Raw genomic sequence first — 25,226 nt, forward strand, 5'->3', positions numbered from 1 at the left:
TGGCGTGCGAAAACACCGGAAATGTAGGTGAATCCCACCCATAAGGCGGCCGGAGAGACGCTGTTGGCGGATGGACCCGCCATGATCGCGCCGGTACGGTCCGACGTCGTGGGGTACCGATCTCCGGTCATCGTGGGTCGGGACGACGAGCTTCGAACTGTGCAGGAAGCGCTCACCGCCGCGCGCGGTGGCCGTGGCGGTGCGGTTTTCCTCGTCGGCGAGAGCGGGATCGGGAAGTCGCGGCTGGCCGCGGCAGCGGCCGATCTCGGGTTCGCCGCGGACATGCGGCTGCTGCGCGGCCGGGGAAGCGCTATCAGCCCGATGGACCCGTACCGGTCGCTGACCGAGGCACTGTTGTCGTTGGCGCGCGACGGCGACCCGATCGACGTGGCCGCGCTCGGCTCGTACCGGCCGGTGCTGGCGCGGCTGATCCCGGACTGGGGCGACGCGCCCGCCGGGCAGGACACCGGCTCGCTGGTCATCCTCGCCGAGGCCGTGCTGCGCCTGACCTCGCTGGCCGGTCAGGGCCGCGGCTGCCTGCTGATCCTCGACGACATGCAGGACACCGACGCCGAGACGCTCGCGGTGATCGAGTACATGATCGACAACATCGACCGGCAGCCGGTGCTGTTGCTCGGCATGATCCGCGACGAGCCGTGCCCGGCGCTGCGGCTGGCGCGGTCGGCCGCCCAGCGCGGCAGCGGCGTGGTGATCGAGCTCGACCGGCTCGCCCCGCCCGACATGCGCAGGCTGGCCGCGTCCTGCCTCGGTGACCAGGACATCCCGCAGCCGGCCGCGGACATGCTCTGGGCGGGCAGCGGGGGCAACCCGTTCCTGGTCAAGGAGATGCTGACCAGCATGGTCGACGGCCGCCTGCTGGTCCGCGCGGACGGTGGCTGGCAGGTGACCGAGCGGCTCGGCCCCGACCTGCCCGCGACGTTCGTGCGTGGCGTGGCCTGGCGGCTGGAACAGCTGGAACCCGAGGCACGCCAGGTGCTGTCGGTGGCCGCTGTGCTCGGCCGCGGCTTCCCGCTGTCGGTCGTGCAGATGGTGACCGGCCTGAACTACCCGGACCTGATGGGGCACCTGCACAGCGACCTGGCCGCGCAGCTCGTCGGGCCGGACGACGAACGCCCCGACTGGTACTGCTTCCAGCACGCGCTGATCGTGGACGCGCTGCTCAAACTGATCTCCCCGGCGCAGCGGGCGGGCCTGGCGCAGCAGGTGGCGGACGCGCTGGACACCGCCTACCCGGGGCTGCCCGGTGAGTGGTGCGAGGTGAGCGCACAACTGCGGCTCGACGCGGGCGCGCAGGCCGCCGCCGGGCGGTTGTTCGCCGAGGCCGGGCGGCGTGCGCTGGCCCAGGGCGCCGCGAACTCGGCGGTCCTGCTGCTCGGCAAGGCGTGGGACCTGCTCGTGCACGACGTGTCCGCCAGGGCGGACGCACTCGAAGCCCAGCTGTACGCGCTGGCCGAGGCCGGTCTGGTGGACCGCGCGCTGGCCGCGTCGACCGTGCTCGACGAGGTGGGCGCCGGGCTCGACCGGCGACGGCGGGCACAGCTGCGCACCAGGCTGGCGTGGGTGGCCAACCTCGCCGGCCGCATCTCCGAGGGGCTCAGCCAGGTCGAGGCGGCCAGGGTGCTGCTGGGGCCGGACGCGACCGCCGAGGACATCGCCCCGCTGGACGTCGTGGCCGCGCACCTGGAACTCGACGTACCCGGACCTGGCCAGTTGCAGAAGGTCGAGGTGATGGCCAGGCGGGCCGCGACCGTCGCCGAGGAAGTGCCGCTGCCGATCGTGGCCTGCCAGGCGTGGCAACTGATCGGTGCGCTGGCCAGGGGCCGTGACCCGGACGAGGCGACCGCGTGCCTGGAACGCAGCCGGGGCATCGCCGTGGAGCACGACCTGCCGATCTGGGAGATCCACGCGCTCGTCCGGCTCGGACTCGACGACGCGCTGCGCGACGGCAGCACCGAGCGGCTCTACCAGGCACGCCACCAGGCCACCCAGATCGGCGCGGTCACCGCCCGCTACCAGGCCGAAGTCAACATCGCGCTGCAGATGATCCTGCGCGGCGAGTTCGACGCGGCAGGCACCCTGATCGAACGGGTGCTCGCCGACACCACCAGGCTGAAACTCCTGGAAACCACGCAGTACATGCTGGTCCTGCGGGTCGTGCTGAACGGCCACCGGGGCCGCCGCAAGGACATGGACAGCTCGATCGCCGAACTGCACCGCTGGAACGGCGACGTCGTGCAGTTCGTGCCCCGGGTGCACGGTCTCGGCCGCGCGTTCTGCGCCCTCATCGAGGAGGACCAGGAAACGGCGCGCAAGGAGGTCGCGGCGGCGCTGCACGCGGAGGACATGAGCCCGACGACCTTCCACCTCGCCGGCCGTTACGGTCTGAACCTGCTGCTGGGGGCGATCGAGGGTGACGTGGACCGCGCGACGTACCAGGAGATCACCGCCGCCCCAGCCGCCCGGCTGCGCTGGGACCGCCAGTTCGCGCACTTCGCGCGTGCGGTGATCGCGGGCAGGGAAGGCGACCGCGCGGAGGCCTCAGCGGCGGTCGACGACGCGCTGCGAGCCGGTTCGCTGTTCGAGATGAGCCGCTTCCTCGGCCTGCGCCTGGTCGGCGAGGCCGCGCTGACCGAGGGCTGGGGCGAGCCGGTGGAGTGGCTGCGGACCGCAGAGGAGTACTTCCACAAGGCGGGTATGGCGGCGGTGGCGGGCGCGTGCCGGGCCTTGCTGCGCCGCACCGGCCACCGTGTCGCGCAGCGCCGCACCGGGATCGAACGGATCCCTCAGCCGCTGCGGTCCGCCGGTGTGACCGTCCGGGAGTACGAGGTGCTGCGGCTGCTGGCCGAGCGGCTGGGCAACCGGGAGATCGCCGACCGGCTGCACCTGTCGCTGCGCACGGTGGAGAAGCACGTCTCCAGCCTGATCTTCAAGACCGGCATGCCCAACCGGATCGCGCTCAGCAAGTTCGCCGCCGACACCTAACCGCGCAGGTCAGCCCACGCTTCGGCGAGGCGCCGGACGAGCTCGTCCGCGTCGGGCAGGGTGAACGGCAGCCGGATGTGGTTGTCGTGCCCGCCGCTGGGGTCGGTCGCCGAACCCGGCACGACCTCGACGCCGTGCCGCAGCGCGACCTGCGCGAACACCTGCGCGTCGGTGTCCGGCAGCTCGACCCACAGCGCCGAGCCGCCTTCCGGGGACCGCCACCGCCAGTCCGGCAGGTGCGTGGCCAGCAGGTCCTGCAGCTGGTGCAGCCGCCTGAGCAGGACTTCGCGCCGGGCCGCGGTGATGTCGGTGAGCTTGGGCAGCAGCCGGGCGGCCAGTGCCTGGTCGAGAACGGCGTTGCCGAGGTCGGCGCGGGCCTTGTACCGGGCGAGGCGTTCGATGACCGCCGAGGGGCCGCGTACCCACCCGATCCGCAGCCCCGCCCACACGGACTTCGCCAGCGACCCCACCGACAGGATCTGGGCGTCGTCATGGGTCTGCGCGAACGCCGCGATCGGCGGCGGGGCCTGCGCACCGGACAAGGTGGGGAAACCCGCGTACGCGTTGTCCTCCAGCACCGGGACGCGGTACTGGGCGGCGAGCTCGGCGACCCGCTTGCGCCTGTTCGCCGACAGCAGCGCGCCGGTCGGGTTGTGGTACGTCGGCATCAGGTACGCCAGCACCGGGTTGTGCTCGGCGAACGCCTTGGCCAGCGCGTCCGGGCGGATGCCGTCCTCGTCCAGCGGGACGCTGACCAGCCGCGCGCCCGCGTCGCGGAACACGTCGAGACACCCCGGCCAGCTCGGTGACTCCACCACGACCGTGCAGCCCGGTGTCAGGTACATCCGCGCGACCAGGCCGAGGACCTGCTGCGCGCCGTTGGTGACCAGCACCTGGCTGGCCGTCGTCGGCAGCAGCTGGGCGACGAAGTGGTCGCAGATCGCCTCACGCAGCACCGGCAGGCCACGCGGGTGGTAGCCGGCGTCGGCCATCAGGTCGGACAGGTCGTCCCGGCCGAGGTCGAGGAAGGCGTCCCGCAGCTGCGGCGCGGCCGGTTCGGCCGCACGGGCCAGCGAGATGACCTGTCCGGGCCCGTCGACCAGCCGCTGGAAGATGGAAGTGGCCCGGCCACCGGGCACCTGTCCGTCCGCGCCCGCCAGCTGGGGACGTACCGCCGCGGACACCCGCGTGCCGCTGCCGCGCACGCTGTCCAGCAGGCCGCCGCCCCGCAGCTCGTCGTAGGCGGCGACGACGGTCGCGCGGCTGACCAGAAGCAGTTTCGCCAGATCGCGCTCGGACGGCAGCCGCAGGCCCGCGGGCAGTTCCCCCGCCGTGATGCTGTTACCGATCGCCGCGCCGAGCTTTCGGTACAGCGGACCGTGCCCAGCGGCCCAATCACCGAGAAGCTCGGCCAATGTCGCGGCATCGCAAAAACCGTCCACAGCACCCCCGCAATGCCCGTGCCGATTGGTCGGCGCACGCTAGCACGCCCATTGTGATCCGTTGAATCCCCGGTGCAGGTAATTGCTCCGTTCGGGCGCGGCAATCCACTCGAGCTGCCGAACAGTCCAATTCCGGTCGAAATGGCTCGGGAGTATCGCGGTCGGTCCCGGCAGGGTTGCCGACGAGGTGAGAACGAGATGACCAACCCATTCGACAACGCCGAAGGCAGCTTCTTCGCGCTGGTCAACGAGGAAGGCCAGTACTCGCTGTGGCCCGAGTTCGCCGAGGTCCCCGACGGGTGGACGGTCGCGCACGGCGCCGCCGGGCGGGCGAGCTGCCTCGAGTACATCGAGCGCAACTGGACGGACATGCGGCCAACCAGCCTGATCCGTGCCATGAATCAGGAATAGGAGCACCCGTGTCCAACCCGAAGTCCCGCGGACGTGTCCTGCGCAGAGCCGCGGCGGCCGCCGTGATCGCCGGTACCGCCATCAGCGTCGCGCCCGCCGCCCAGGCGGCCCCGCAGACTCTGCCCGAACGGCTGACCAGGGCGGTGACGGCCGACAACATCCACCGGCACCTGATCGCGCTGCAGCGCATCGCCGACACCAACGGCGGCAGCCGGGCCGCGCACACCCCTGGCTACCAGAAGAGCCTGGACTACATCGCGGGCAAGCTGCGTGCCGCCGGTTTCCAGGTGAACACGCCTGAGTTCACCTACAACCGGGTCGTGGTCGACTCGGCGGTCGCCACCGCCGGGTCCGTGCGGGTGGTGCCGACGCAGATGACCGATTCCCCGAACACACCGGCCGGTGGCGTCAGCGGGCCGCTCGTGGTGCTCCCGACCGACGCGACACCGGGCTGCCAGCCCGAGGACTACGCGGGACTCAACGCCCGTGGCGCGGTCGTGCTGATCAAGCGCGGCGGTTGCCCGTTCACGCAGAAGCACAACGTCGCCGCGGACGCGGGCGCCGTCGCCGCGTTGATCTACAACCACGTGGACGGGCCGGGGCTCGGTGGCATCGACCCGGCGCAGGCCCGCATCCCCACGTCCGGGCTGACCACCGCGGAAGGTCTCGCGCTGACCGCCGCGGCGGGCACACAGGCCACTGTGGACGTACGAACGCACAAGGAGCTGACCACGAGCCGCTACCTCGTCACGCAGACCAGGACCGGCCGGGCCGACAACGTCGTGCTGGCCGGTGCCCAGCTGGACAGCCTGCCGACCAACGCGGGGATCAACGACACCGGCGCGTCCTCCGGGGCGTTGCTGGAGCTGGCGTTGCAGCTGGGCAGCTCACCGCGGGTCGGCAACGCCATCAGGTTCGCGTGGTGGGGCGCCGAGGACGCGGACAAGACCGCCGCGGGCGCGTACCTGCGGTCGCTGACGTTCGAGCAGCAGCTGGACATCGCGCTGTACCTGAACTCCAACTCGATCGCGTCGAAGAACGCGGGCTACTTCGTCTACGACGGCGACAACTCGTCGGGGACCGCCGGTCCGATGCCGTACGGTTCCGCGCAGATCGAGCGCGCGTTCGCGACGTACCTCAACGGGCGCGCGATCCCCACCGAGGACACGAACTTCGACCGGCAGTGGGACCACACGCAGTTCATCACGGCCGGAATCCCGACCGGTGGCCTCTACGCGGGTTCGTTCCGGCCCAAGAGCGAGGCGCAGGCCGCGAAGTGGGGCGGCACAGCGGGTGTCTCGTTCGACAAGTGCCACCAGCAGGTGTGCGACAACCTCGGCAACGTCGACCGCACGGCGCTGGACCGCAACGCCGACGCGTTGGCGTCCGTCATCGGCGGCTACGCGTTGTCCACTGAGGACGTCAACGGGGTGCCGCCGCGCTGGCGGCGCGCGTTCGACCGGGCCGCCGCGAAGCCGGCTGCCGTCACCGCTCTGGGAGGATCCGAATGAAACGGGTAAGCGCAGTCGTGGCGATCGCCGCGCTGGCGGCTGCGATGACAGCACCGGCGACCGCGGGGGCGCAGGACGCGCCGGGGGCGCAGCTGGGTGACCGGCTGGCCCGGCAGGTCACGCTCGACGGGCTCAACCGGCACCTGATCGCGGTCCAGCGGATCGCCGACCGCAACGGCGGCAACCGCGCCGACCCCGGCAACGGCTTCGGGGAAACGATCTCGTACGTCGAGAACACCATGCGCACCGCCGGGTTCGACGTGCGGGTGCAGGAGTTCACCTACGACCGCTCGGTCACCGACAAGTCCGTGCTCGCGGCGGGAGCGGTGTCGTACAAGCCGACCCCGATGGGCTTCGCGCTCGACACACCGGCGGGCGGGGTGACCGGTCGGCTGGTGGTCGTCCCGACCGACAACGACACCGGTTGCCAGGCGTCGGACTACGCGGGCCAGGACGCGGCGGGCTCGATCGTGCTGTTGTTCCGCGGCGGCTGCACCTTCACCCAGAAGCAGATCGTCGCGGCCGAGGCCGGGGCCAAGGCCGTCGTGGTCTTCAACCACTCGATCGGTGCGGCGATGGGCTTCATCGACGAGGCGCAGGCGAAGGTGCCGATCGTGATGGTCGGTTCCGAGGCGGGCGCGGCACTGGCCAAGCTGGCGGGCACGCAGACCACGCTGGAGGTGCGCAGGCACGTCGAGCCGACGGTGAGCCGCAACGTGATCGCCGAGACCCGCACGGGTCGCAAGGACAACGTGATCACGCTCGGCGCGCACGCCGACAGCGCGCCGACCGCGCCGGGCATGAACGACAACGGGTCCAGCCTGGCCGCGTTGCTGGAGCTGGGCAGGCAGCTCGGCGGCTCGCCGAAGGTCCGCAACGCCATCAGATTCGGCTTCTGGGGCGCCGAACCACGCCACTCCGGGTCGGCGCCGTACCTTGCTTCGCTGAGCTTCGAGCAGCAGCTGGACATCGCGCTGTACCTGGATGTCGCGCCGATCGGTTCGGGCAACGGCGGCTACTTCGTGTTCGACGGTGACAACTCGACCGGCGCGCCGGGGCCGATGCCGTACGGCTCGGACAGGATCGAGCAGGCCTTCAAGAACTACTTCGGCCGAGCCGGCATCCCCACCGAGGAGGCACCGGTCGTCGGCCAGGGCGACTACCCGGCGTTCATCGCCGCCGGTATCCCCACGGGTGGGCCGTTCACGGGCATCCCGCACATCAAGTCCCCGGCGCAGGCAGCGAAGTGGGGCGGCACGGCCGGTGTGTCGTTCGATCCGTGCAACCACGCGCCGTGTGACACCCTCGGCACGATCAACCGCGGTCTCATCGACAAGAACGCCGATGCGGTCGCCTACCTGACCGGTACCTACGCGACGTCCACTGAGGACGTCAACGGTGTGCCGCCACGGGCGCAGAGGACGGCTGCCCGTGCCGCGCAGCGGGGTGCCGCCGCCGCTCCGGCCGGGGAATCCCGGTGAGACGGCTCCGGCTCGCGGTCGTGACCATGGCGCTCGTCGCCGTGGTCACGCCCGTGGCGGCCGCCCAGCCGCCCGCCGGACTGCCCGAGACACTGACACAGACGGTGACGATCGAGGGGATCAACCGGCACCTGATCGCCTTCCAGCGCATCGCGGACCGCAACGGCGGCCAGCGAGCGGACCCGACCCCCGGTTTCCAGGAGAGCCTGAACTACGTCGCGGCCAAGGTCCGGGCCGCGGGGTTCGACGTCACGCTGCAGGAGTTCAGCTACGACCGCAAGGTCGTCGACGCCGCGGCCGTCACCGCGAACGGCACCACGTTCGTTCCCATCCACATGGGCGGGGCGCCGGGGACGCCGGTCGGTGGCATCACGGCCAGGCTTGTCGTCGTCCCGGTGGATGCGACGACCGGATGCCAGCCCGAGGACTACACCGGGATCCAGGCAGCCGGTGCCGTCGTGCTCATCCGCCGCGGTGGCTGCGTCTTCTCGGTGAAGGAGCAAGTGGCCGCGGCGGCCGGAGCGGTCGCGGCGGTGATCTACAACAACAGCACCGGCCCGATCCTCGGCGACGTCGATCCCGCGACCGCGCGGATCCCGGTGGCCGGAATCACCGGCGAGGACGGCATGGCGCTGGCCGGGAAGTCAGGCGTTCAGGTCACGGTCGACGTGCGTGACCACTACGAGCGAACCGTCAGCCACAACCTGCTCGCCCAGACACGTACCGGCAGGACGGACAACGTCATCGTGGCGGGAGCGCATCTGGACAGCGTGCCCAACAGCCCCAGCATGAACGAGAACGCCTCGGGTGTCTCCGCGCTGCTGGAGACAGCTTTGCAACTCGGCAGTTCACCCCAGGTCGCGAACGCGGTGCGGTTCGCGTGGTGGGGTGGGACCTGGGACAGCGTCGGTTCGGACGACTACCTGAACTCGCTTGACTTCGAGCAGCAACTCGACATCGCGTTGTACGTCGCGGTCGAGGCGATCGGTTCGTCCAACGGCGGCTACTTCGTCTACGACGGCGACAACTCCGGCGGCCAGGTCGGCCAGATGCCGTACGGCTCCGCCCACATCGAGCGGACGTTCGTCGACTACCTCGCCGGTCGCGGCATCCAGGCGGAGGACACGCACATCGGGCAGACCCGTGGCGAGTACTACTACTTCATCGCCGCCGGCATCCCGACTGGTGGTCCGTACACCGGGATCCAGTTCATCAAGACGGCGGCCCAGGCCGCGAAGTGGGGCGGCACGGCCGGTATGGCGTTCCACCCGTGCCACGACTCACGCTGCGACCACCTCGGCAACGTCAACCGGGGAATTCTCGACAGGAACGCCGACGCGGTCGCGTTCGCCACCGGCGCGTACGCCGTGTCCACTGAGGACGTAAACGGTGTCCCGCCGCGAGCTCATCGTGCGGCTTCCCGTGCGACAGCGCGGAAAACCGCGGTGAACTCGCACGAAGTCAGGTAGTTCACACCGAAGGGGAAGCCGGATGACGGACAACGCGACCGCGGTTGCGCGCTTCGAAGCGGCAGCCGCCACCGATCCGCAGGCGATCGCCGTGGTCCACAAGGACGCCGAGGTGTCCTACGCGGACCTCAACGCCATGGCCAACCGACTGGCCTGGCAGCTGATCGCCCGCGGTGCCGGGCCGGACAGCCTGGTCGCGCTCGCCGTCCCGCGGTCGGTCGGGATGATCGCGGCCTGGCTCGGCGTGCTCAAGGCCGGTGCCGCGTACCTGCCGATCGACGCGAACTACCCGGCCGACCGGATCGAGTTCATGCTCGGCGACGCCAGGCCCGCGGTGGTCGTGACGACCAGCGAGGTCGACTTCCCCGGCGGTGCGGCGGACGTGGTGCGACTGGACGAGCTGGGCGACGTGCGGTGCACCGATCCGACCGACGCCGACCGTGCCCGGCCGCTGCTGGTGGACGACGCGGCGTACGTCATCTACACGTCCGGGTCGACCGGGAAGCCGAAAGGCGTGGTGGTCACCCACCGCGGCATCGGCGGGATGGCCGACGAGCACATCGACCGGCTGCGGATCGGGCCGGGCAGCCGGTTCCTGCTGGCCGTGTCGATCAGCTTCGACGTGTCCATGGCCGACATCGCGATGACGCTCTTCGCCGGTGCCACGCTCGTCATCCCCGATCCGCACACACAGATGGCGGGTGACGAGCTGGCGGACGTGATCGAGCGGCACGGCGTGACGCACACCGACCTGGTCGCGGCGATGCTCTCGTCGCTGCCCGACCGGGACCTGCCGTCCATGGGCAACATCATCGTCGGCGGCGAGGCGTGCTCCCAGGGCCTGGCGGCCCGCTGGGCGCCGGGCAGGCGTCTCGTGCACGTCTACGGCCCGACTGAGTCCACTGTGGTCGCCACGATGAGCGAGCCCGCGTCCGGCACGGACGCGCCGCCGATGGGACGCCCGATCCGGGGCGTCGCCGCGCACGTCCTGGACGAGGCGTTGCGTCCGGTCCCGGTGGGCGAACCGGGGGAGTTGTACCTCGCGGGCGCCGGGCTCGCCCGCGGCTACCTCAACCGGCCCGGCCTGACCGGCGACAGGTTCGTGGCCAACCCGTTCGCGACCGGCGGGGCCCGGATGTACCGCACCGGCGACCTGGTCCGCAGCCGCGAGGACGGCAACCTCGAATTCGTCGGCCGCGCCGACAAACAGGTCAAACTCCGCGGTTTCCGGATCGAGCTCGGTGAGATCGAGGCCGCTGTCGCCAGTCACCCCGCGGTCGGCAGCGCGGCTGTCGTCGTGCACGAGGACAGCGGTCAGAAACGGCTCGTCGCCTACGTCGTCGCCACTGATTGCATCGACGCCACGGCGATCCGCGCGCACGCCGCCGAGCGGTTGCCCGAATACATGGTGCCCGCCGCTGTGCTCGAAGTGCCCGCGTTCCCGCTGACACCCAACGGGAAGCTGGACCGGGCGGCGTTGCCCGCTCCCGACTTCGCCGCGACCGTGTCGTCGCGGGCGCCGCGCACGCCGCGCGAGGAAGTCCTGTGTGGACTGTTCGCGGACGTGCTCGGCCTGCCGAGGGTCGGCATCGACGACAGCTTCTTCGACCTCGGTGGCGACAGCATCGTCTCGATCCAGCTCGTCAGCAAGGCACGCAGGCTCGGCATCGAGTTCACGCCGCACGAGGTCTTCACGCACCGGACGATCGAACGGCTCGCCGCCGTGGCGCGGGACGCGGCCGGGACATTGGCGGAGGAACCGGACGCGGGCATCGGCGAGCTGCCGTTCACGCCGATCATGCACTGGCTGGTCGACCGCGGCGGCCCGTTCGAGATGTTCCACCAGGCGATGGTGGTCCAGGTCCCGGCCGACCTCGGTGAGCAACGGATCACCCGTGCGTTGCAGGCCGTGCTCGACCACCACGACATGCTCCGCTCCCGGCTGGTGGGGACCAGCCGGATGGAGGTCGGGCCGAGAGGTGCCGTCGCGGCGGGCGACTGCCTGGTGCGCATCGACGTGTCGGCCGTGGACGACCTGAAGCCGGTCGTGGACAAGGAAACCCGGCGTGCGTCGGCGCAGCTGGACCCCGAGCGCGGGATCATGGTGCAGGCCGTCTGGTTCGACCGGGGACCGAGCAGGCCGGGACGGTTGCTGGTGTGCCTGCACCACCTCGTCGTCGACGGCGTCACCTGGCGGATCCTGATCCCGGACCTGGCCGACGCGTGGCGCGACCCGGACGCGCCGCTGCAACCGGTGGGCACGTCGTTCCGGCGCTGGGCCCAGCGGCTGGCCGATCTGGCGTGGCAGCTGGAAGCCGGCAGCTGGCGGGAAGTCCTCGCCACGCCCGACCCGCTGCTGACCGAGCGGCCACTGGATCCGGCGGTGGACGTGGTCGCCAGCGCGCGCAAGGTCACCATGACGCTGCCGGGCGAGGTCACCACCTCGTTGCTGACCACGGCGCCTGCCGCGTTCCACGCCGGGGTGGAGGACATCCTGGTCAGCGCGCTGGGCCTGGCGGTCGCCGCCTGGCGCGCCGAGCGGGGCATCTCGCAGTCCACCGCCGTGCTGATCGACCTGGAGGGCCACGGCCGCGACGAGAACCTGGCCGCGGCCGACCTGTCGCGCACGATCGGCTGGTTCACCTCGATCCGCCCGGTCCGGCTGGACCTGGGCGACGTGGACTGGGCATCGGTGTGGTCGGGCGGGACGGCGATCGCCCGCGTGGTCAAGCGGGTCAAGGAACAGCTGCGCGACGGCGGGGTGTCGTTCGGGCTGTCGCGCTACCTCAACCTCGACACAGCCGGGCCGCTGGCCGCACTCGGCACGCCGCAGATCGAGTTCAACTACCTCGGCCGGTTCGGCGTCCCCGCCGCCGACGCGGGGGACGCGGGTGACTGGTCGGCCGCGCCGGAGGCCGAGGTCCTCGGTGAGGGCGAGGACCCGCGGATGCCGTTCGCGCACCTGCTGGAGATCAACGCCCTCACCGAGGACCACCCGACGCTGCCACGGCTGGTCGTGTCGTGGGCGTGGCCGGGCGCGTTGCTGTCCGACGAGCAGGTGACCAGGCTCGGTGAGCTGTGGTTCAAGGCGTTGACGGCCATCGCCGCGCACGTCCCGGAATCCGCCGGGCACACCCCGTCGGACTTCCCGCTGGTACGGGTGACCCAGCCGGAGATCGACCGGCTCGAAGCGGCCCGGCCCGACCTGGTCGACCTGTGGCCGCTGACGCCGTTGCAGGAAGGCCTGCTGTTCCACGCCCTCTACGACGAGCACGAGCAGGACGTGTACATCACGCAGCTCGTGGCCACGCTCAGCGGTCCGATCGACGTCGACGCGCTGCGCGCCGCCGCCGCGTCGCTGGTGCGTGACCACCCGCAGTTGCGTGTCGGTTATCCGCGGGGGGACACGTCGTTGGCGTTGGTGCCGCGTGAGGTCGACGTGCCGTGGGAGGTCACCGACGACGACCTCGACCGTGTCCTGGAACGCGACCGGTTGCGCCGCTTCGACCTGGTCGAACCGCCGTTGCTGCGGTTCACGCTGGTCAGGTCGAAACTGGTCATCACGAGCCATCACCTGGTGCTCGACGGGTGGTCGATGCCGGTACTGCTGCGGGAGCTGATGCGGCGGTACGGCAATCCTGACGCGCCCGTGGCGGCGGCGCCGTACCAGTCGTACCTGTCGTGGCTCAACCGGCAGGACCGCACGACCGCGCGGGAGGCGTGGCGTGAGTTGCTCGCGGACGTGGACGAACCGACGCTGATCGCGCCCGGCGCCGACAGCTCGAAACCGGTGCGGTCACTGGACTTCAAGGTGGAACTGACCGAGGACCTGACCGCGCGGCTCGCCGCGACCGCCCGTGCGCACGCCTTGACCATGAACACGGTCGTGCAGGGCGTGTGGGCGATGCTCCTCGCCAAGCTCACGGGCCGTGCCGACGTGCTGTTCGGGACCTCGGTGTCGGGCCGGCCGCCGGAGATCACGGGCATGGAGTCGATGCTCGGCATGTTCGTCAGCACGATGCCTGTCCGCGTCCGGCTCGACCCGGCCGCCTCGGTCGCCGATGTGCTGACCGGCCTGCAGCGGCAGCTGTCCGGGATGACGCCGCACGCCTACCTCGGCCTGGCCGACATCCAGCGGCAGGCCGGGATCGGCGACCTGTTCGACACGCTGACCGTGTTCGGCAGCTACCCCGACCACGCCGAACTGTCCGCCGGGGGCCTGAGTGTCACCGATGTGGACGAGCTGGACGCGATCCACTACCCGCTCGGCCTTGCCGCCACGCCGGGCAAGCGGTTGGGGTTGCGGCTGACCTACCGGCCCGACGTGTACACCGGGGCCGACGCCGAGCAGCTCACCGATCGCCTGATCCGGTTGTTCGAGACGGTGGCGTCGCAGCCGACGGCAACGATCGCGCGAGTGTCCGTGCTGTCGGCGCAGGAACGCGGCCTGGTGCTGCGTGACTGGAACTCCGCGGGCCTGGTCATGCCGGTGGCGACGTTGCCGGACATGATCGAGGCGCAGGTCAGGCGAACGCCGGCCGGTGAAGCGCTCGTCTTCGGCGACACCGTGGTCACGTACGCCGAGCTCAACGCCGCCGCGAACAGGCTGGCCCACCACCTGGTCAGCCTGGGCGCCGGGCCGGAAAAGCTCGTCGCGATCGCGTTCCCGCGTTCGGTCGAGTTGCTGGTGGCGTGGCTCGCGGTGCTCAAGACAGGCGCGGCGTACCTGCCGGTCGATCCCGGCTACCCGGCCGAGCGGATCGCGTTCATGCTCGACGACGCCCGGCCCGCCGTGGTTCTCGCGCAGGCGGACAGCCACATCCCGAACGCGATCTCCGTTGACCCGCAGGACATCGCCGCGCTGCCCACGACCGACCCGGTCCGCGACTCATCACCGCGTCACCCTGCTTACGTGATCTACACCTCGGGGTCGACCGGTACGCCGAAGGGCGTCGTGGTCACCCACAACGGTGTGTCCAATGTGGTCGCCGCGCACGTCGGCAGCATGCGGCTCGGTGAGACCAGCCGGTTCCTGCTGGCGGTGTCGATCAGCTTCGACGTGTCCATGGCGGACATCGCGATGACGCTGGCCTCCGGTGGCGCGCTCGTGCTCCCGCCGCCGGGCAGCACGCTGGCGGGTGACGAGCTGGCCGGGCTGATCAACGACCACAAGGTCACCCACACCGACCTGGTCGCGCCGATGCTCGCGTCCCTGCCGGACGGGGACCTGCCGACGCTGCAGGGTTTCGTGGTCGGCGGTGAGGCGTGCGCCGGTGAGCTGGTGGCCCGCTGGTCGCCCGGCAGGCGGATGATGCACGTGTACGGCCCGACCGAGTCCACTGTGGTCGCGACCATGTCCGACCGGTTGTCCGGCGGCGACCCACCGCCGATCGGCCGCCCGATCGGGGGAGTCAGCGCCTACGTGCTCGACGCCGGGCTGGCCCCGGTGCCGCCGGGTGTGCTCGGCGAGCTGTACCTGGCCGGTTCCGGCCTGGCACGGGGATATCTCCACCGCGCGGGGCTGACCGCGGACCGGTTCGTGGCCAACCCCTTCGGGGCGCGGGGTGAGCGGATGTACCGGACAGGTGACCTCGTGCGGTGGCGGCACGACGGGAACCTGGAGTTCGTCGGCAGGGCGGACCACCAGGTCAAGATCCGCGGGCACCGCGTCGAACTCGGCGAGATCGAGTCCGCGGTCCGGGCGTGCCCCGGTGTCCGGCAGGCCGCGGTGTCGGCCGTCGCCGGCCGTGGCGGGGCCAAGAACCTTGTCGCGTATGTGGTTGCCGAGACGGGGGAGACCGTCGACGCCGGGATTCTGCGTGCGCAGCTGGCGGCCCGGCTGCCGGAGCACATGGTGCCCGCTGCTGTCGTGGCGCTGGACGCGTTCCCGCTCACGCCCAGCGGGAAGCTCGACCGCCGGGCGTTGCCGATGCCGGAGCAGACCGCGGTGGCCGGGCGCGCGCCGCGTACCCCGCACGAGGAGATCCTGTGCGGCCTGTTCGCGGAGATCCTCGGCGTCGCGGAGGTCAGCGCGGACGACAACTTCTTCGACCACGGCGGTCATTCGCTGCTGGCCACCAGGCTGGTCAGCCGGGTCCGCACGGCTCTCGGTGTCGAGCTGACGATCAGGGCCGTGTTCGAAACGCCCACGGTCGCGGGTCTCGCGCAGCGGATCGCCGGAGCGGCGGCGGCCCGGCCGCCGATCCGCCCGGCCGCCCGGCCGGCCGCTGTCCCGCTGTCGTTCGCGCAGCGCAGACTGTGGTTCCTCAACAGGTTCGAACGCGGCGACGGCGTCTACAACGTGCCGTTCGCGTTGCGGCTGCGCGGCGAACTCGACCTCGTGGCGTTGCGCGCGGCGATCGAGGACGTGGTGCAGCGGCACGAGTCGCTGCGGACGATCTTCCCGAGCACCGAAGGTGAGCCACGCCAGCACGTCCTGGACTCGGTGACGGTCGCGCTGCCGGTGACCGGGACCAGCGACCTGGACACCGCGCTGATGGACGCCACCGGCGTCGACTTCGATCTCGAGACCGAGATCCCGCTGCGCGCGACGGTTTTCCGGCTCGGTCCGGGCGAGCACGTCCTGCTGCTGGTCGTGCACCACATCGCCACCGACGGCTGGTCACGGGGACCGCTCGCCGCCGACCTCGCCACCGCGTACACCGCACGGCGCTCGGGCGAGTACCCGCAGTGGGCGCCGCTGCCGGTGCAGTACGCGGATTACGCGCTGTGGCAGCAGGACCTGGCGATCGACGAGCAGGTATCGCACTGGGCAAGCGAACTGGCGGGGCTGCCGGAGGCGATCGAGCTGCCCGTCGACCGGCCACGCCCCGCCGTGCTCACCTACCAGGGCGCTCAGGTTCCTGTGCGCATCCCCGGTGAGCTGCGGGATCGGCTCGCTGGGCTCGCCGCCGAGTCGGACGCGAGCTTCTTCATGGTCCTGCAAGCCGGTCTGTCCGCTCTGCTGAGCAGGCTCGGCGCCGGGCACGACATCCCGCTGGGCACGCCGATCGCCGGGCGGACCGACCAGGCGGTGGACGACCTGGTCGGGTTCTTCGTCAACACCCTGGTACTGCGGACCGACACCGGTGGCACACCGACCTTCCGCGAGCTGGTCGGCCGGGCCCGGACCGCCGCACTGGCCGCGTACGCCAATCAGGACGTGCCGTTCGAGCGGCTCGTCGAAGTGGTGAACCCGGACCGTTCCATGGCGCACCACCCGCTGTTCCAGGTCATGCTCACCCTGCACAACACCGGGGAACAGCTGCCGCGGCTGCCGGGGCTGGCCGTGACGGAGGTCGAGGTCGGCCGCAGGAACGCCAAGTACGACCTGTCGCTGGACCTCACCGAGTCGGCTGACGGCATCGACGGCAGTCTCGACTACAACGTGGCCCTGTTCGACCAGCCGACAGTGGCCGCGATGGTCGATCGCCTGCTCAGGCTGCTCGACGCCGTCGCCACCGCCCCGGACCGGATCGTGGCCGACATCGACCTGCTCACCCCGGTGGAGCGCGAAACGCCGGACACGAGCACCGACGTGCCGTTCCTGTCCATTGTCGACGTGTTCGCGCAACGAGTCGCCGACACACCGGACACGATCGCGGTCGTGTCCGACGAAGGCCGACTGTCCTATGCCGAGCTTGATCGACGCGCGAACCAGCTGGCGCACAAACTGATCGCCTCTGGTGTCCGGCCCGAGTCGCGGGTTGCGATCCTGCGGCAGTCCTCGCTCGACCTCATCGTGACGGTTCTGGCCGTGCTCAAGACAGGCGCCGCCTACGTGCCGCTGGACGAGCGCTACCCGGCCGCTCGCAGGCAGCTGCTGATCGAGGACAGCGGGTGCGCCTTGCTGCTCACCGACGACCAGGAACCGTTCTCGCAGCAGCCGGGCACGGCTACTGGCGTGGACGTCCACCCCGGCCAGGTGGCGTGCGTGATGTTCACGTCGGGTTCGACAGGCCGGCCCAAAGGCGTTGCCGTGACCCACTACAACGTCGTGCAACTGGCGTACGACCGGTGCTGGGACCGGGCGAACCACAGCCGGATGCTCGTGCACTCGGCGTTCGGGTTCGACGCGTCCACCTACGAGATCTGGGTTCCGCTGCTGACCGGCGGCACGCTCGTGCTCGCGGGCGGGCAGGGCGGCGATGTGGCGCATCTGCGTGACGTCATCGCACGTCACCAGGTACGGGCAGGGTATTTCACCGCTGGGCTGTTCGCGATGGTGGCGGACGAACACGTCGACGTGCTGGCCGGGCTGCGTGAGGTGTGGACGGGCGGGGACGTGGTGTCCCAAGCGACGCTGCAGCGCGTGCTGGACCACTGCCCGGACACGGCGGTCGTGCACAGCTACGGGCCGACCGAGACCACGTTCGCGTCCAGCTGCCAACGGTTCGACCCGGCCGACCGGACTGTCCACAGTGTTCATTTGGGGCAGCCGTTGGACAACAACCGGCTCTACGTGCTCGACGCGCGGCTGCACCCGGTCGCGCCCGGTGTGCCGGGTGAGCTGTACATCGCCGGTGAGCAGCTCGCGCGGGGTTATCTCGGCCAGCCGGGGCTCACCGCTCAGCGGTTCGTCGCCGACCCGTTCGGTCCCGGCCGGATGTACCGGACCGGTGACCGGGTCGTCCGGACCGCCGCCGGTGCCCTGCGGTTCCTCGGCCGAGCCGACGACCAGGTGAAACTCCGCGGTTTCCGGATCGAGCCCGGTGAGATCGAGTCGGTGCTCACCGCCCGGCCGGGCGTGCTGACCGCGGCCGTGATCGTTCGCGAGGACCGTCCTGGCAGCAAACGTTTGGTCGCCTACGTCGTCGGCGACGTCGCCGAGGCCAAGGCCGCGGCAGCCGGCACGCTGCCCGAGTACATGGTGCCGTCGGACTGGGTGGCGCTCGGCAGTCTCCCGTTGACGCCGAACGGTAAACTCGACCGTGCCGCGCTCCCGGCGCCGGACCTCGCACCGGCATCGGCCCGCGGGCCGCGTGACGCCCGCGAAGAGGTGCTGTGCGCGTTGTTCGCCGAGGTGACCGGTGCCCCGGCGGCCGGGATCGACGACAGTTTCTTCGCGCTGGGCGGGCATTCGCTGCTCGCGACCCGGCTGGTCAGCCGGATCAGGTCGGTTCTCGGCGTCGAAGTGGGGATCCGGCTGGTGTTCGAGGCACCGACGGTGGCGGAGCTGGCGGTGCGCGTCGGTGAGGCCGCCGCGGCGGAGAATCCGTTGCGGCCCATGCCGAGGCCGGAGCGGGTCCCGCTGTCGGTGACGCAACGGCGGCTCTGGTTGCTCAACCAGTTCGAGGCCAGGACCGCGATGTACAACGTGCCGTTGGCGTTGCGGCTGCGAGGTGACCTCGACCTGCCCGCGCTGCACCTGGCCGTGGCGGACGTCGTGGACCGGCACGAGACACTGCGCACGATCTTCCCGGTCGCGCAGGACGAGCCGTACCAGCTCGTCCTCGACCAGCCGGACATCTCCTGGCGTGTCAGGGAAGTCACGGAGTCCGAACTGGACGACGCGGTGGCCGAGGCGGCCGACGAGGGTTTCGACCTCGGTGCCGAGACGCCGATCCGCGCGGTGGTGTTCCGGGTGGGGGAACAGGACCACGTGCTGCTTGTCGTGGTGCACCACATAGCGACCGACGGCTGGTCGCTCGTGCCGTTCACCCGTGACCTGGCCGAGGCCTACGCCGCCCGGTGCACCGGTAGCGGTCCCGAGTGGATGCCGCTGCCGGTCCAGTACGCGGACTTCGCCCTGTGGCAGCAGCAGACCGAACCGTCGCTGGACTACTGGCGGCACACGCTCGCGGGCTTGCCGGACAAGCTGGACCTGCCCACCGACCGGCCGCGCCCGGCCGTCGCCGAACACCGCGGCGACGCGGTGCCGATCGTGATCGGTCCCGCACTGCACGACCGGATCCGCGCACTGGCGGCCCGATCGTCGGCCAGCCCGTTCATGGTGCTGCACACCGCGCTGGCCGCCCTGCTCACCAGGCTCGGTGCGGGCGAGGACATCCCCATCGGGTCACCGATCGCGGGACGCACCGACGCCGCGCTCAACGACCTCGTCGGTTTCTTCGTGAACACACTGGTACTGCGCGTGAACACGGCGGGGGACCCGAGTTTCGCCGAGTTGCTCGCCAGGGTCACCGAGACCGACCTCGCCGCGTACGCCCACCAGGACACGCCGTTCGAGCGGATCGTGGAGGCGCTCAACCCGGCCCGGTCACTGGCGCACCACCCGCTGTTCCAGGTGCTGCTGGCGTTCCAGAACACCGGCGGCACAGCGGTCGACCTGCCCGGGCTCACGGTCACCGGCCACGACATCGCGGTGAGCACGGCGAAGTACGACCTGAGCTTCATGCTGACCGAGCACGCGGACGGCATCGGCGGTTTCCTCGGCTACGACAGCGGCCTGTTCGACCGCCCGGCCGCGCAAGCGTTCGCCGACCGGCTGGTCCGGCTGCTGGACGCGGCTGTCGCGGACCCGTCGAAACCGATCGGCGGCCTGGACATCCTGACCGAGGACGAACGCGACCGGCTGCTGGCCGGCTGGATCGGCAGCGGCCGCGCGCAGTCGACCACCTCGCTGCCCGAACTGTTCGAAGCGCAGGCGGCACGAACGCCGGACGCCACCGCGGTCGTCGCCAACGGTGTCGCACTGTCCTATTCGGAGCTCAACGCGCGGGCGAACCAGCTGGCGCACAGCCTGTCCGAGGCGGGGGTCGGCTGCGGCCACCTGGTCGCGGTCATGATGCCCCGTTCGGCCGACCTGCTCGTCTCGCTGCTGGGCGTACTCAAGTCCGGGGCCGCGTACGTTCCCGTGGATCCGGACTACCCACCGGCCCGTGTCGAGTACATGCTCGCCGACGCGGCGCCATCGCTGGTGCTGAGGGCGCTGGACTCCCTGGACCGGTACCCGCGCGGCAACCCGGGCCGCCGGCCTGCCGCGGCGGACCCGGCGTACGTGATCTACACGTCCGGCTCGACCGGACGTCCCAAGGGCGTGGTCGTCGAACACGGTGCTCTCGCGGCCTACCTGGGCTGGTCGTCGGTCGGGTATCCGGCGGCGCAGGGTGCGGCCCTCGTCCATTCGCCCGTCGCTTTCGACCTGACCGTGACGGTGCTCTACACACCGCTCGTGGTCGGCGGATGCGTACACCTCGCCCCTCTCGACGACACCGCGGACACGACCGGCGCGCTTCGCCGGACGCCCGTCACGTGGCTCAAGGCAACCCCGAGCCACCTGCCGATGCTGACCGAACTGCCTTCGGAGTTCTCCCCGTCCAGCCAGCTCATCGTCGCCGGAGAGGCACTGCACGGCGAGCACCTCGCCCGATGGCGCGCCGACAACCCGGGCGTCGAGGTGGTCAACTCCTATGGGCCAACGGAGATCACGGTCAGCTGCGCGGAACACCGCATCGCGCCGGGGCAGACGCTGCCAGCAGGCGCTGTGCCGATCGGCCGACCGTTCGAGCACGTCCAGACGTATGTGCTGGACGCCCGGCTCGAACTGGTGCCACCGGGCGTGACGGGGGAGTTGTACATCGCGGGTGCCGGACTTGCCCGTGGCTACCTCAACCGGGCGGGGCTGACCGCGGAACGGTTCGTGGCCAACCCGTTCGGTGCGGGCACCAGGATGTACCGCACGGGTGACCTTGCCCGTTGGACCGCCGGCGGCGAGCTGGTGTTCGCGGGCCGGGCCGACCACCAGGTGAAGGTCCGCGGCTTCCGGATCGAGCCCGGCGAGATCGCCGCGCGGCTGGCCGAGCACCCGGACGTGTCCCGTGCCGAGGTGGTCGTGCGGGAGGACACCCCCGGCGACCAGCGGATCGTCGCCTACACCGTCGGAACGGCCGGGGACCTGAAAGCGCACGTCGCGGCGGCGCTGCCGGCGTACATGGTGCCGTCGGCGTTCGTCGAGCTGGACGAGTTCCCGTTGACACCCAACGGGAAGCTGGACCGGGCCGCGCTGCCCGCCCCGGACGTGACCAGGACCGGACGTGTCGAGCCCCGCACGGAACGGGAACGCCGGCTGTGCCGGATCTTCTCCGACGTGCTCGGTGCCGGTGCGGTCGGCGTCGACGACGGGTTCTTCGACCTCGGCGGGCACTCGCTGCTGGCGACCAGGGTCATCAGCCAGGTCGCGGCCCAGTTCGGGACCAGGCTGGGGATCCGGGCGTTGTTCGAGACGCCGACTGTGGCCGGTCTGGCCGCCCGGCTCGACGACGCCGACGACACGGGGTCGCTGGACGTGCTGCTCCCGTTGCGCACGACAGGCAGCCAAGCACCGCTGTTCTGCGTGCATCCCGCGGCGGGGATCAGCTGGGTCTACTCGGGGTTGCTCGCCCGATTGGCAGACCGGCCGTTGTACGGGCTGCAATCACGTGGCCTCACCGGACCGGGCACGGCGAGCGTGACCGAGATGGCCCGTGACTACCTCACGGAGATCCGGCGGGTGCAGCCAAGCGGGCCGTACCGGCTGCTCGGCTGGTCGTTCGGTGGCCTGGTGGCGCACGCGATCGCGACCACGCTGCAAGCGGAGGGCGAGCAGGTCGCGTTCCTCGGGCTGATGGATTCCCACCCCGCCGGCGCACGCGACGAGCCCGCGCCCCCCGAGGGCCCGGAAGCCATCCGAGCCGTGCTGGATTCCCTGGGGTACAGGTCGGACGCCGGGGACGCGGCCACCGCGATCGACGTCCTCCGCGCGGCGCGGAGCCCGCTCGCCGACCTCGGCGAGCCCGGGATCCAAGCGGTGGCGAGGGTGTTCGCCGCCAACGTGGCCGCATCGGCCCGGCACACGCCGGGCAGGTTCGACGGTGACGTCCTGTTCTTCACCGCGACCGTCGGCCGGACCACCTCGGCCGGCGCGTGGAGCCCGTTCGTCACCGGCGAGATCGACGAACGGCCGATCGGCTGCGCCCACGGGGACATGGCCCGGCCGGGGCCGTTGAGCGAGATCGGGATCGTCATCGAGGGGAACCTGGGATGAACACAACACGCAACCCGTGGGCCGTGCTGTTCGCGCTGTGTGTCGGCCAGTCGCTCGGCCTGCTCAACTCGACCGTGGTCAACGTGGCCATCCCGGCGATCAGCGCCGAGCTGTCGGCGAGCGTCGACGAGATCCTCTGGGTGGTCAACGTCTACATCCTCGTCCTGACGGCGTTGACCATGGTCGGTGCCCGCTTCGGCGACCTGTTCTCGCCCAAGTGGATGTACCTCGCGGGCCTGGGGGTGTTCACGGTCGCGTCCGTGGCGTGCGGGCTGGCGCAAAGCCCGGCGCAGTTGATCGGCGCGCGGATCGTGCAGGCTGTCGGCTCGGCGATGATGTCGCCGCAGACGCTGTCGATCATCACGAAGGTGTTCCCGGCCGACCGGCGCGGGGCGGCGATCGGCGTGTGGGGTTCGTTCGCCGGGTTGTCGGTGGCGATCGCGCCGAGCATCGGCGGTCTGCTGGTGTCGGCGCTGGACTGGCGCTGGGTGTTCTACATGAACGTGCCGATCGGCGTGGCCGGGTTCGTGCTCGCCGCGATCGTCGTGCCGAACGTGCCCGCGGCCGCGTCGCGCCGGCTGGACCTGGTCGGGATCGGCCTGTTGACCGGCGGCCTGTTCCTGGTCACGTACGCGCTGATCGAGGGCGTGCCGCTGTTGCTGGCCGCGGGGGTGGCCGCGATCGTGGCGTTCGTGTGGGTCGAGCGCGGCAGGCAGGATCGTGATCCGCTGTTGCCTTTCGTCGTGGTGAAGAACCGCAACTTCTCCTTGATGAGCGGTGTCACCGCCGCCATCGCCTGTGGCATCGGCTGCACCTTCTTCCTGGTGTTCCTGCATTTGCAGGTTGGTGTAAAGATGTCGGCGCTGAGCTCCGGCCTGCTCGTCGCGGTCGCACCGCTCGTGTCGGTGTTCTTCTCGCCGCTGTCAGGCAAGCTGACTGACCGCTACGGCGGGAAGTACGTGCTGGTCAGTGGTTTGGTGTTGTCGGCGGCGGGAATCGGCTTGCTGGTGGCGGAGACGACCGTGACCACGTCGTGGCCCGCGCTGCTGCCCGCGTTGGTGGTGCTCGGCGCCGGGATGGGCATCATCTTCTCCCCGGGCGGCACGATCGCGATGCGGGAGATCGATCCGGCCAGTTCCGGTGCCGCGTCCGGTGTGCTGAGCCTGAGCCGGATGATCGGCAGCAGCGTCGGGTCCGCCGCCGCCGGTGCCGTGTTGCAACTGCAGCTCGCGGCAGCCGGAGCGGCCGGTGCGGACTTCGGAAACGTGCCGCCACAAGCGATCACGGACGCGGTGCGGGCCGCGTACCTGTTGCCGCTCGTGGTGCTGGTGGCGGGCGCCGGGCTGACGTTCGCGGCCCGTACCACCAGACCCGCCCGCGCCGGTATGTGATTCACCGAGAAACACCGATACGGCTTGCCGCCGCTATTTGTCACACCTCACAAATGCTGTGGGACGGGCTTGACGCTGTCCGTTCCGGTCGCTTGACTGGGTTTTGTCCCAGTCCGCGCTTTGCCGTCGGCCCATCTTTTCGAATGAGCTGACGCTGTTTCGATAGGGGTTTGTCAAATTGTCGATCCGCAGGAAATCCACGGCATCGCACGCCTGAGCTGACCGGGGAGTGCTCGCCGCCGTCGCCGGTGGCACGGGGAGCCAGACCGTGCCACCTGCACACTTGTCACGCAGCCGACAAGACGTACCCGCGATCCAGCACATGGCGGTACAAGCCAACGGGTGCGCTGTCATCGTTGCCAGGTGAGCGGTTTTTTCACGTTGTTGCGATCGAGTGTCGGCCGAAATGCCGAGCGCGCGATCGAAGTATACGCTGAGGAGTTGCCTGAATACCGTGTGATGGCCGGTAACGCACGGACACAGGCGGACCTGTTGGAATTCGCCACGATGCTGCGGCGCCGGACCGCCGAACTGGCCGCGGATGGTGAACCATTCACCGAAGCCGATCTCGCGGCCATGCGCGCCTACGGCACGGCCCGCGGCCTGTCCGGGGTCTCGCTGGCGTCCCAGCAACGGGTGCTCGTCCTGCACTCCACGCTGACCCTCCGCGAGATCCAGGAAGCGGCTGGGCCGGGCGACACCGACCCGTTGATGCACATGCTCGCGTGGCTGCCGGACAACGGGCTCGCCGCGCAGAGCGCCTTCACCGAGGGATACCTCGGCGGGCTGAAGCACTTCCTGCCCGAGGTTCGGCGCGTGCAGGGGTTCGCCAGAGCCCTGCTCACCGGCAACCAGGCAGTGCCCGACGTGGCCGCCAGCCTTGGCATGCCCTACGTGACGCGCTATGTCGTCGCGGTCGTCCGGATCCCGGCGGACGTGTCGTTCCCGGACGCCGAGCACCGGCGGGACGAACTGGTCGAGGAAATCCTCACCGAGCACCGCGTTCCCATGACGTGGCACGATCCCGGCGAGTTCGTGGCGCTGCTGCCCGCCGACGAGACCGCCCGTGCGCTGCGCCTGGTCCAGCGGTTCGCCGAGTTGCTCGGCCGTCCCTGCGCGGTCGGCGCGTCGGTCGGCGCGCTGGGGGATCTGGCCGCGGCGCTCGCGTCCGCCCGCAGGCTCGGCCAGGTCGCCCCGGTCGAGGCGAAACCCGCGCGGCTCAACGTGATGGCGGACCTGTTCATGGAGCTCGGGGTCAAACAGATACCTGAGATCGACAGCTGGCTGCGGGCCACCGGCGCACGGCTCGCCTCGGGACCCGACCTGGTCCGCACGCTCGATTGCTTCTACCGCAACGGCATGAACCGGCTGACGACCGCGGCGGCACTGCACATCCACCCCCGCACGCTCGACTACCGCCTCCGCCGGGTCCGTGAACTGACCACAATGGACCCTGTTTCGGTCAGCGGAATCCGGATCCTCAGCACGACGGTGACACTGGTCCGGTCGGGGACATGGTCATGAGCGCGGTCA

Annotated in this window: 9 protein-coding genes; 8 read left to right on the forward strand and 1 reads right to left on the reverse strand. The window is 70.7% G+C overall.

Annotated features, from left to right (window positions below):
• Positions 1-81: 81 nt before the first annotated feature.
• Positions 82-3,003, forward strand: a complete 2,922-nt coding sequence (locus AOZ06_RS22135; RefSeq protein WP_157233157.1) for an ATP-binding protein — start codon at positions 82-84, stop codon at positions 3,001-3,003.
• Here the strand turns inward: AOZ06_RS22135 and AOZ06_RS22140 are convergent.
• Positions 3,000-4,418 (reverse strand): aminotransferase-like domain-containing protein, encoded by a 1,419-nt coding sequence (locus tag AOZ06_RS22140; protein ID WP_225954756.1) that lies wholly within the window; start codon positions 4,416-4,418, stop codon positions 3,000-3,002. The two genes, AOZ06_RS22135 and AOZ06_RS22140, sit on opposite strands and share 4 nt — an antisense overlap.
• A gap of 225 nt (positions 4,419-4,643) precedes the next feature.
• On the opposite strand from AOZ06_RS22140, the gene AOZ06_RS22145 reads away from it, so the two are divergent.
• The 7 genes from AOZ06_RS22145 to AOZ06_RS22175 all read left to right on the forward strand — a co-directional run bounded on the left by AOZ06_RS22145 (position 4,644) and on the right by AOZ06_RS22175 (position 25,217).
• Positions 4,644-4,856 (forward strand): MbtH family protein, encoded by a 213-nt coding sequence (locus tag AOZ06_RS22145; RefSeq protein ID WP_054291154.1) that lies wholly within the window; start codon positions 4,644-4,646, stop codon positions 4,854-4,856.
• 8 nt (positions 4,857-4,864) lie between these two features.
• Positions 4,865-6,367 carry a M28 family peptidase gene (locus AOZ06_RS22150; RefSeq protein ID WP_054291155.1) on the forward strand — a complete coding sequence of 501 codons (1,503 nt, stop codon included), beginning with the start codon at positions 4,865-4,867 and terminating at the stop codon, positions 6,365-6,367.
• A complete protein-coding gene (locus AOZ06_RS22155; RefSeq protein ID WP_063810089.1) occupies positions 6,364-7,848 on the forward strand; it encodes a M28 family peptidase in 1,485 nt (494 codons plus the stop codon). The genes AOZ06_RS22150 and AOZ06_RS22155 overlap by 4 nt, the downstream gene beginning before the upstream one ends.
• Complete coding sequence (locus tag AOZ06_RS22160) at positions 7,845-9,317, forward strand: M28 family peptidase (RefSeq protein WP_236952340.1); 1,473 nt, start codon at positions 7,845-7,847, stop codon at positions 9,315-9,317. The genes AOZ06_RS22155 and AOZ06_RS22160 overlap by 4 nt, the downstream gene beginning before the upstream one ends.
• Before the next feature lie 22 nt (positions 9,318-9,339).
• The gene (locus AOZ06_RS22165; protein ID WP_054291157.1) at positions 9,340-22,302 is read left to right on the forward strand and encodes a non-ribosomal peptide synthetase; all 12,963 of its coding nucleotides are present in this window, start codon (positions 9,340-9,342) and stop codon (positions 22,300-22,302) included.
• Positions 22,299-23,693: an MFS transporter gene (locus AOZ06_RS22170; RefSeq protein WP_054291158.1), complete on the forward strand. Its 1,395-nt coding sequence runs from the start codon at positions 22,299-22,301 to the stop codon at positions 23,691-23,693. The genes AOZ06_RS22165 and AOZ06_RS22170 overlap by 4 nt, the downstream gene beginning before the upstream one ends.
• Positions 23,694-24,056: 363 nt before the next feature.
• Positions 24,057-25,217 (forward strand): PucR family transcriptional regulator, encoded by a 1,161-nt coding sequence (locus AOZ06_RS22175; RefSeq protein ID WP_054291159.1) that lies wholly within the window; start codon positions 24,057-24,059, stop codon positions 25,215-25,217.
• Positions 25,218-25,226: the final 9 nt, after the last annotated feature.

Source organism: Kibdelosporangium phytohabitans, assembly GCF_001302585.1.
Classification (GTDB): Bacteria; Actinomycetota; Actinomycetes; order Mycobacteriales; family Pseudonocardiaceae; genus Kibdelosporangium; species Kibdelosporangium phytohabitans.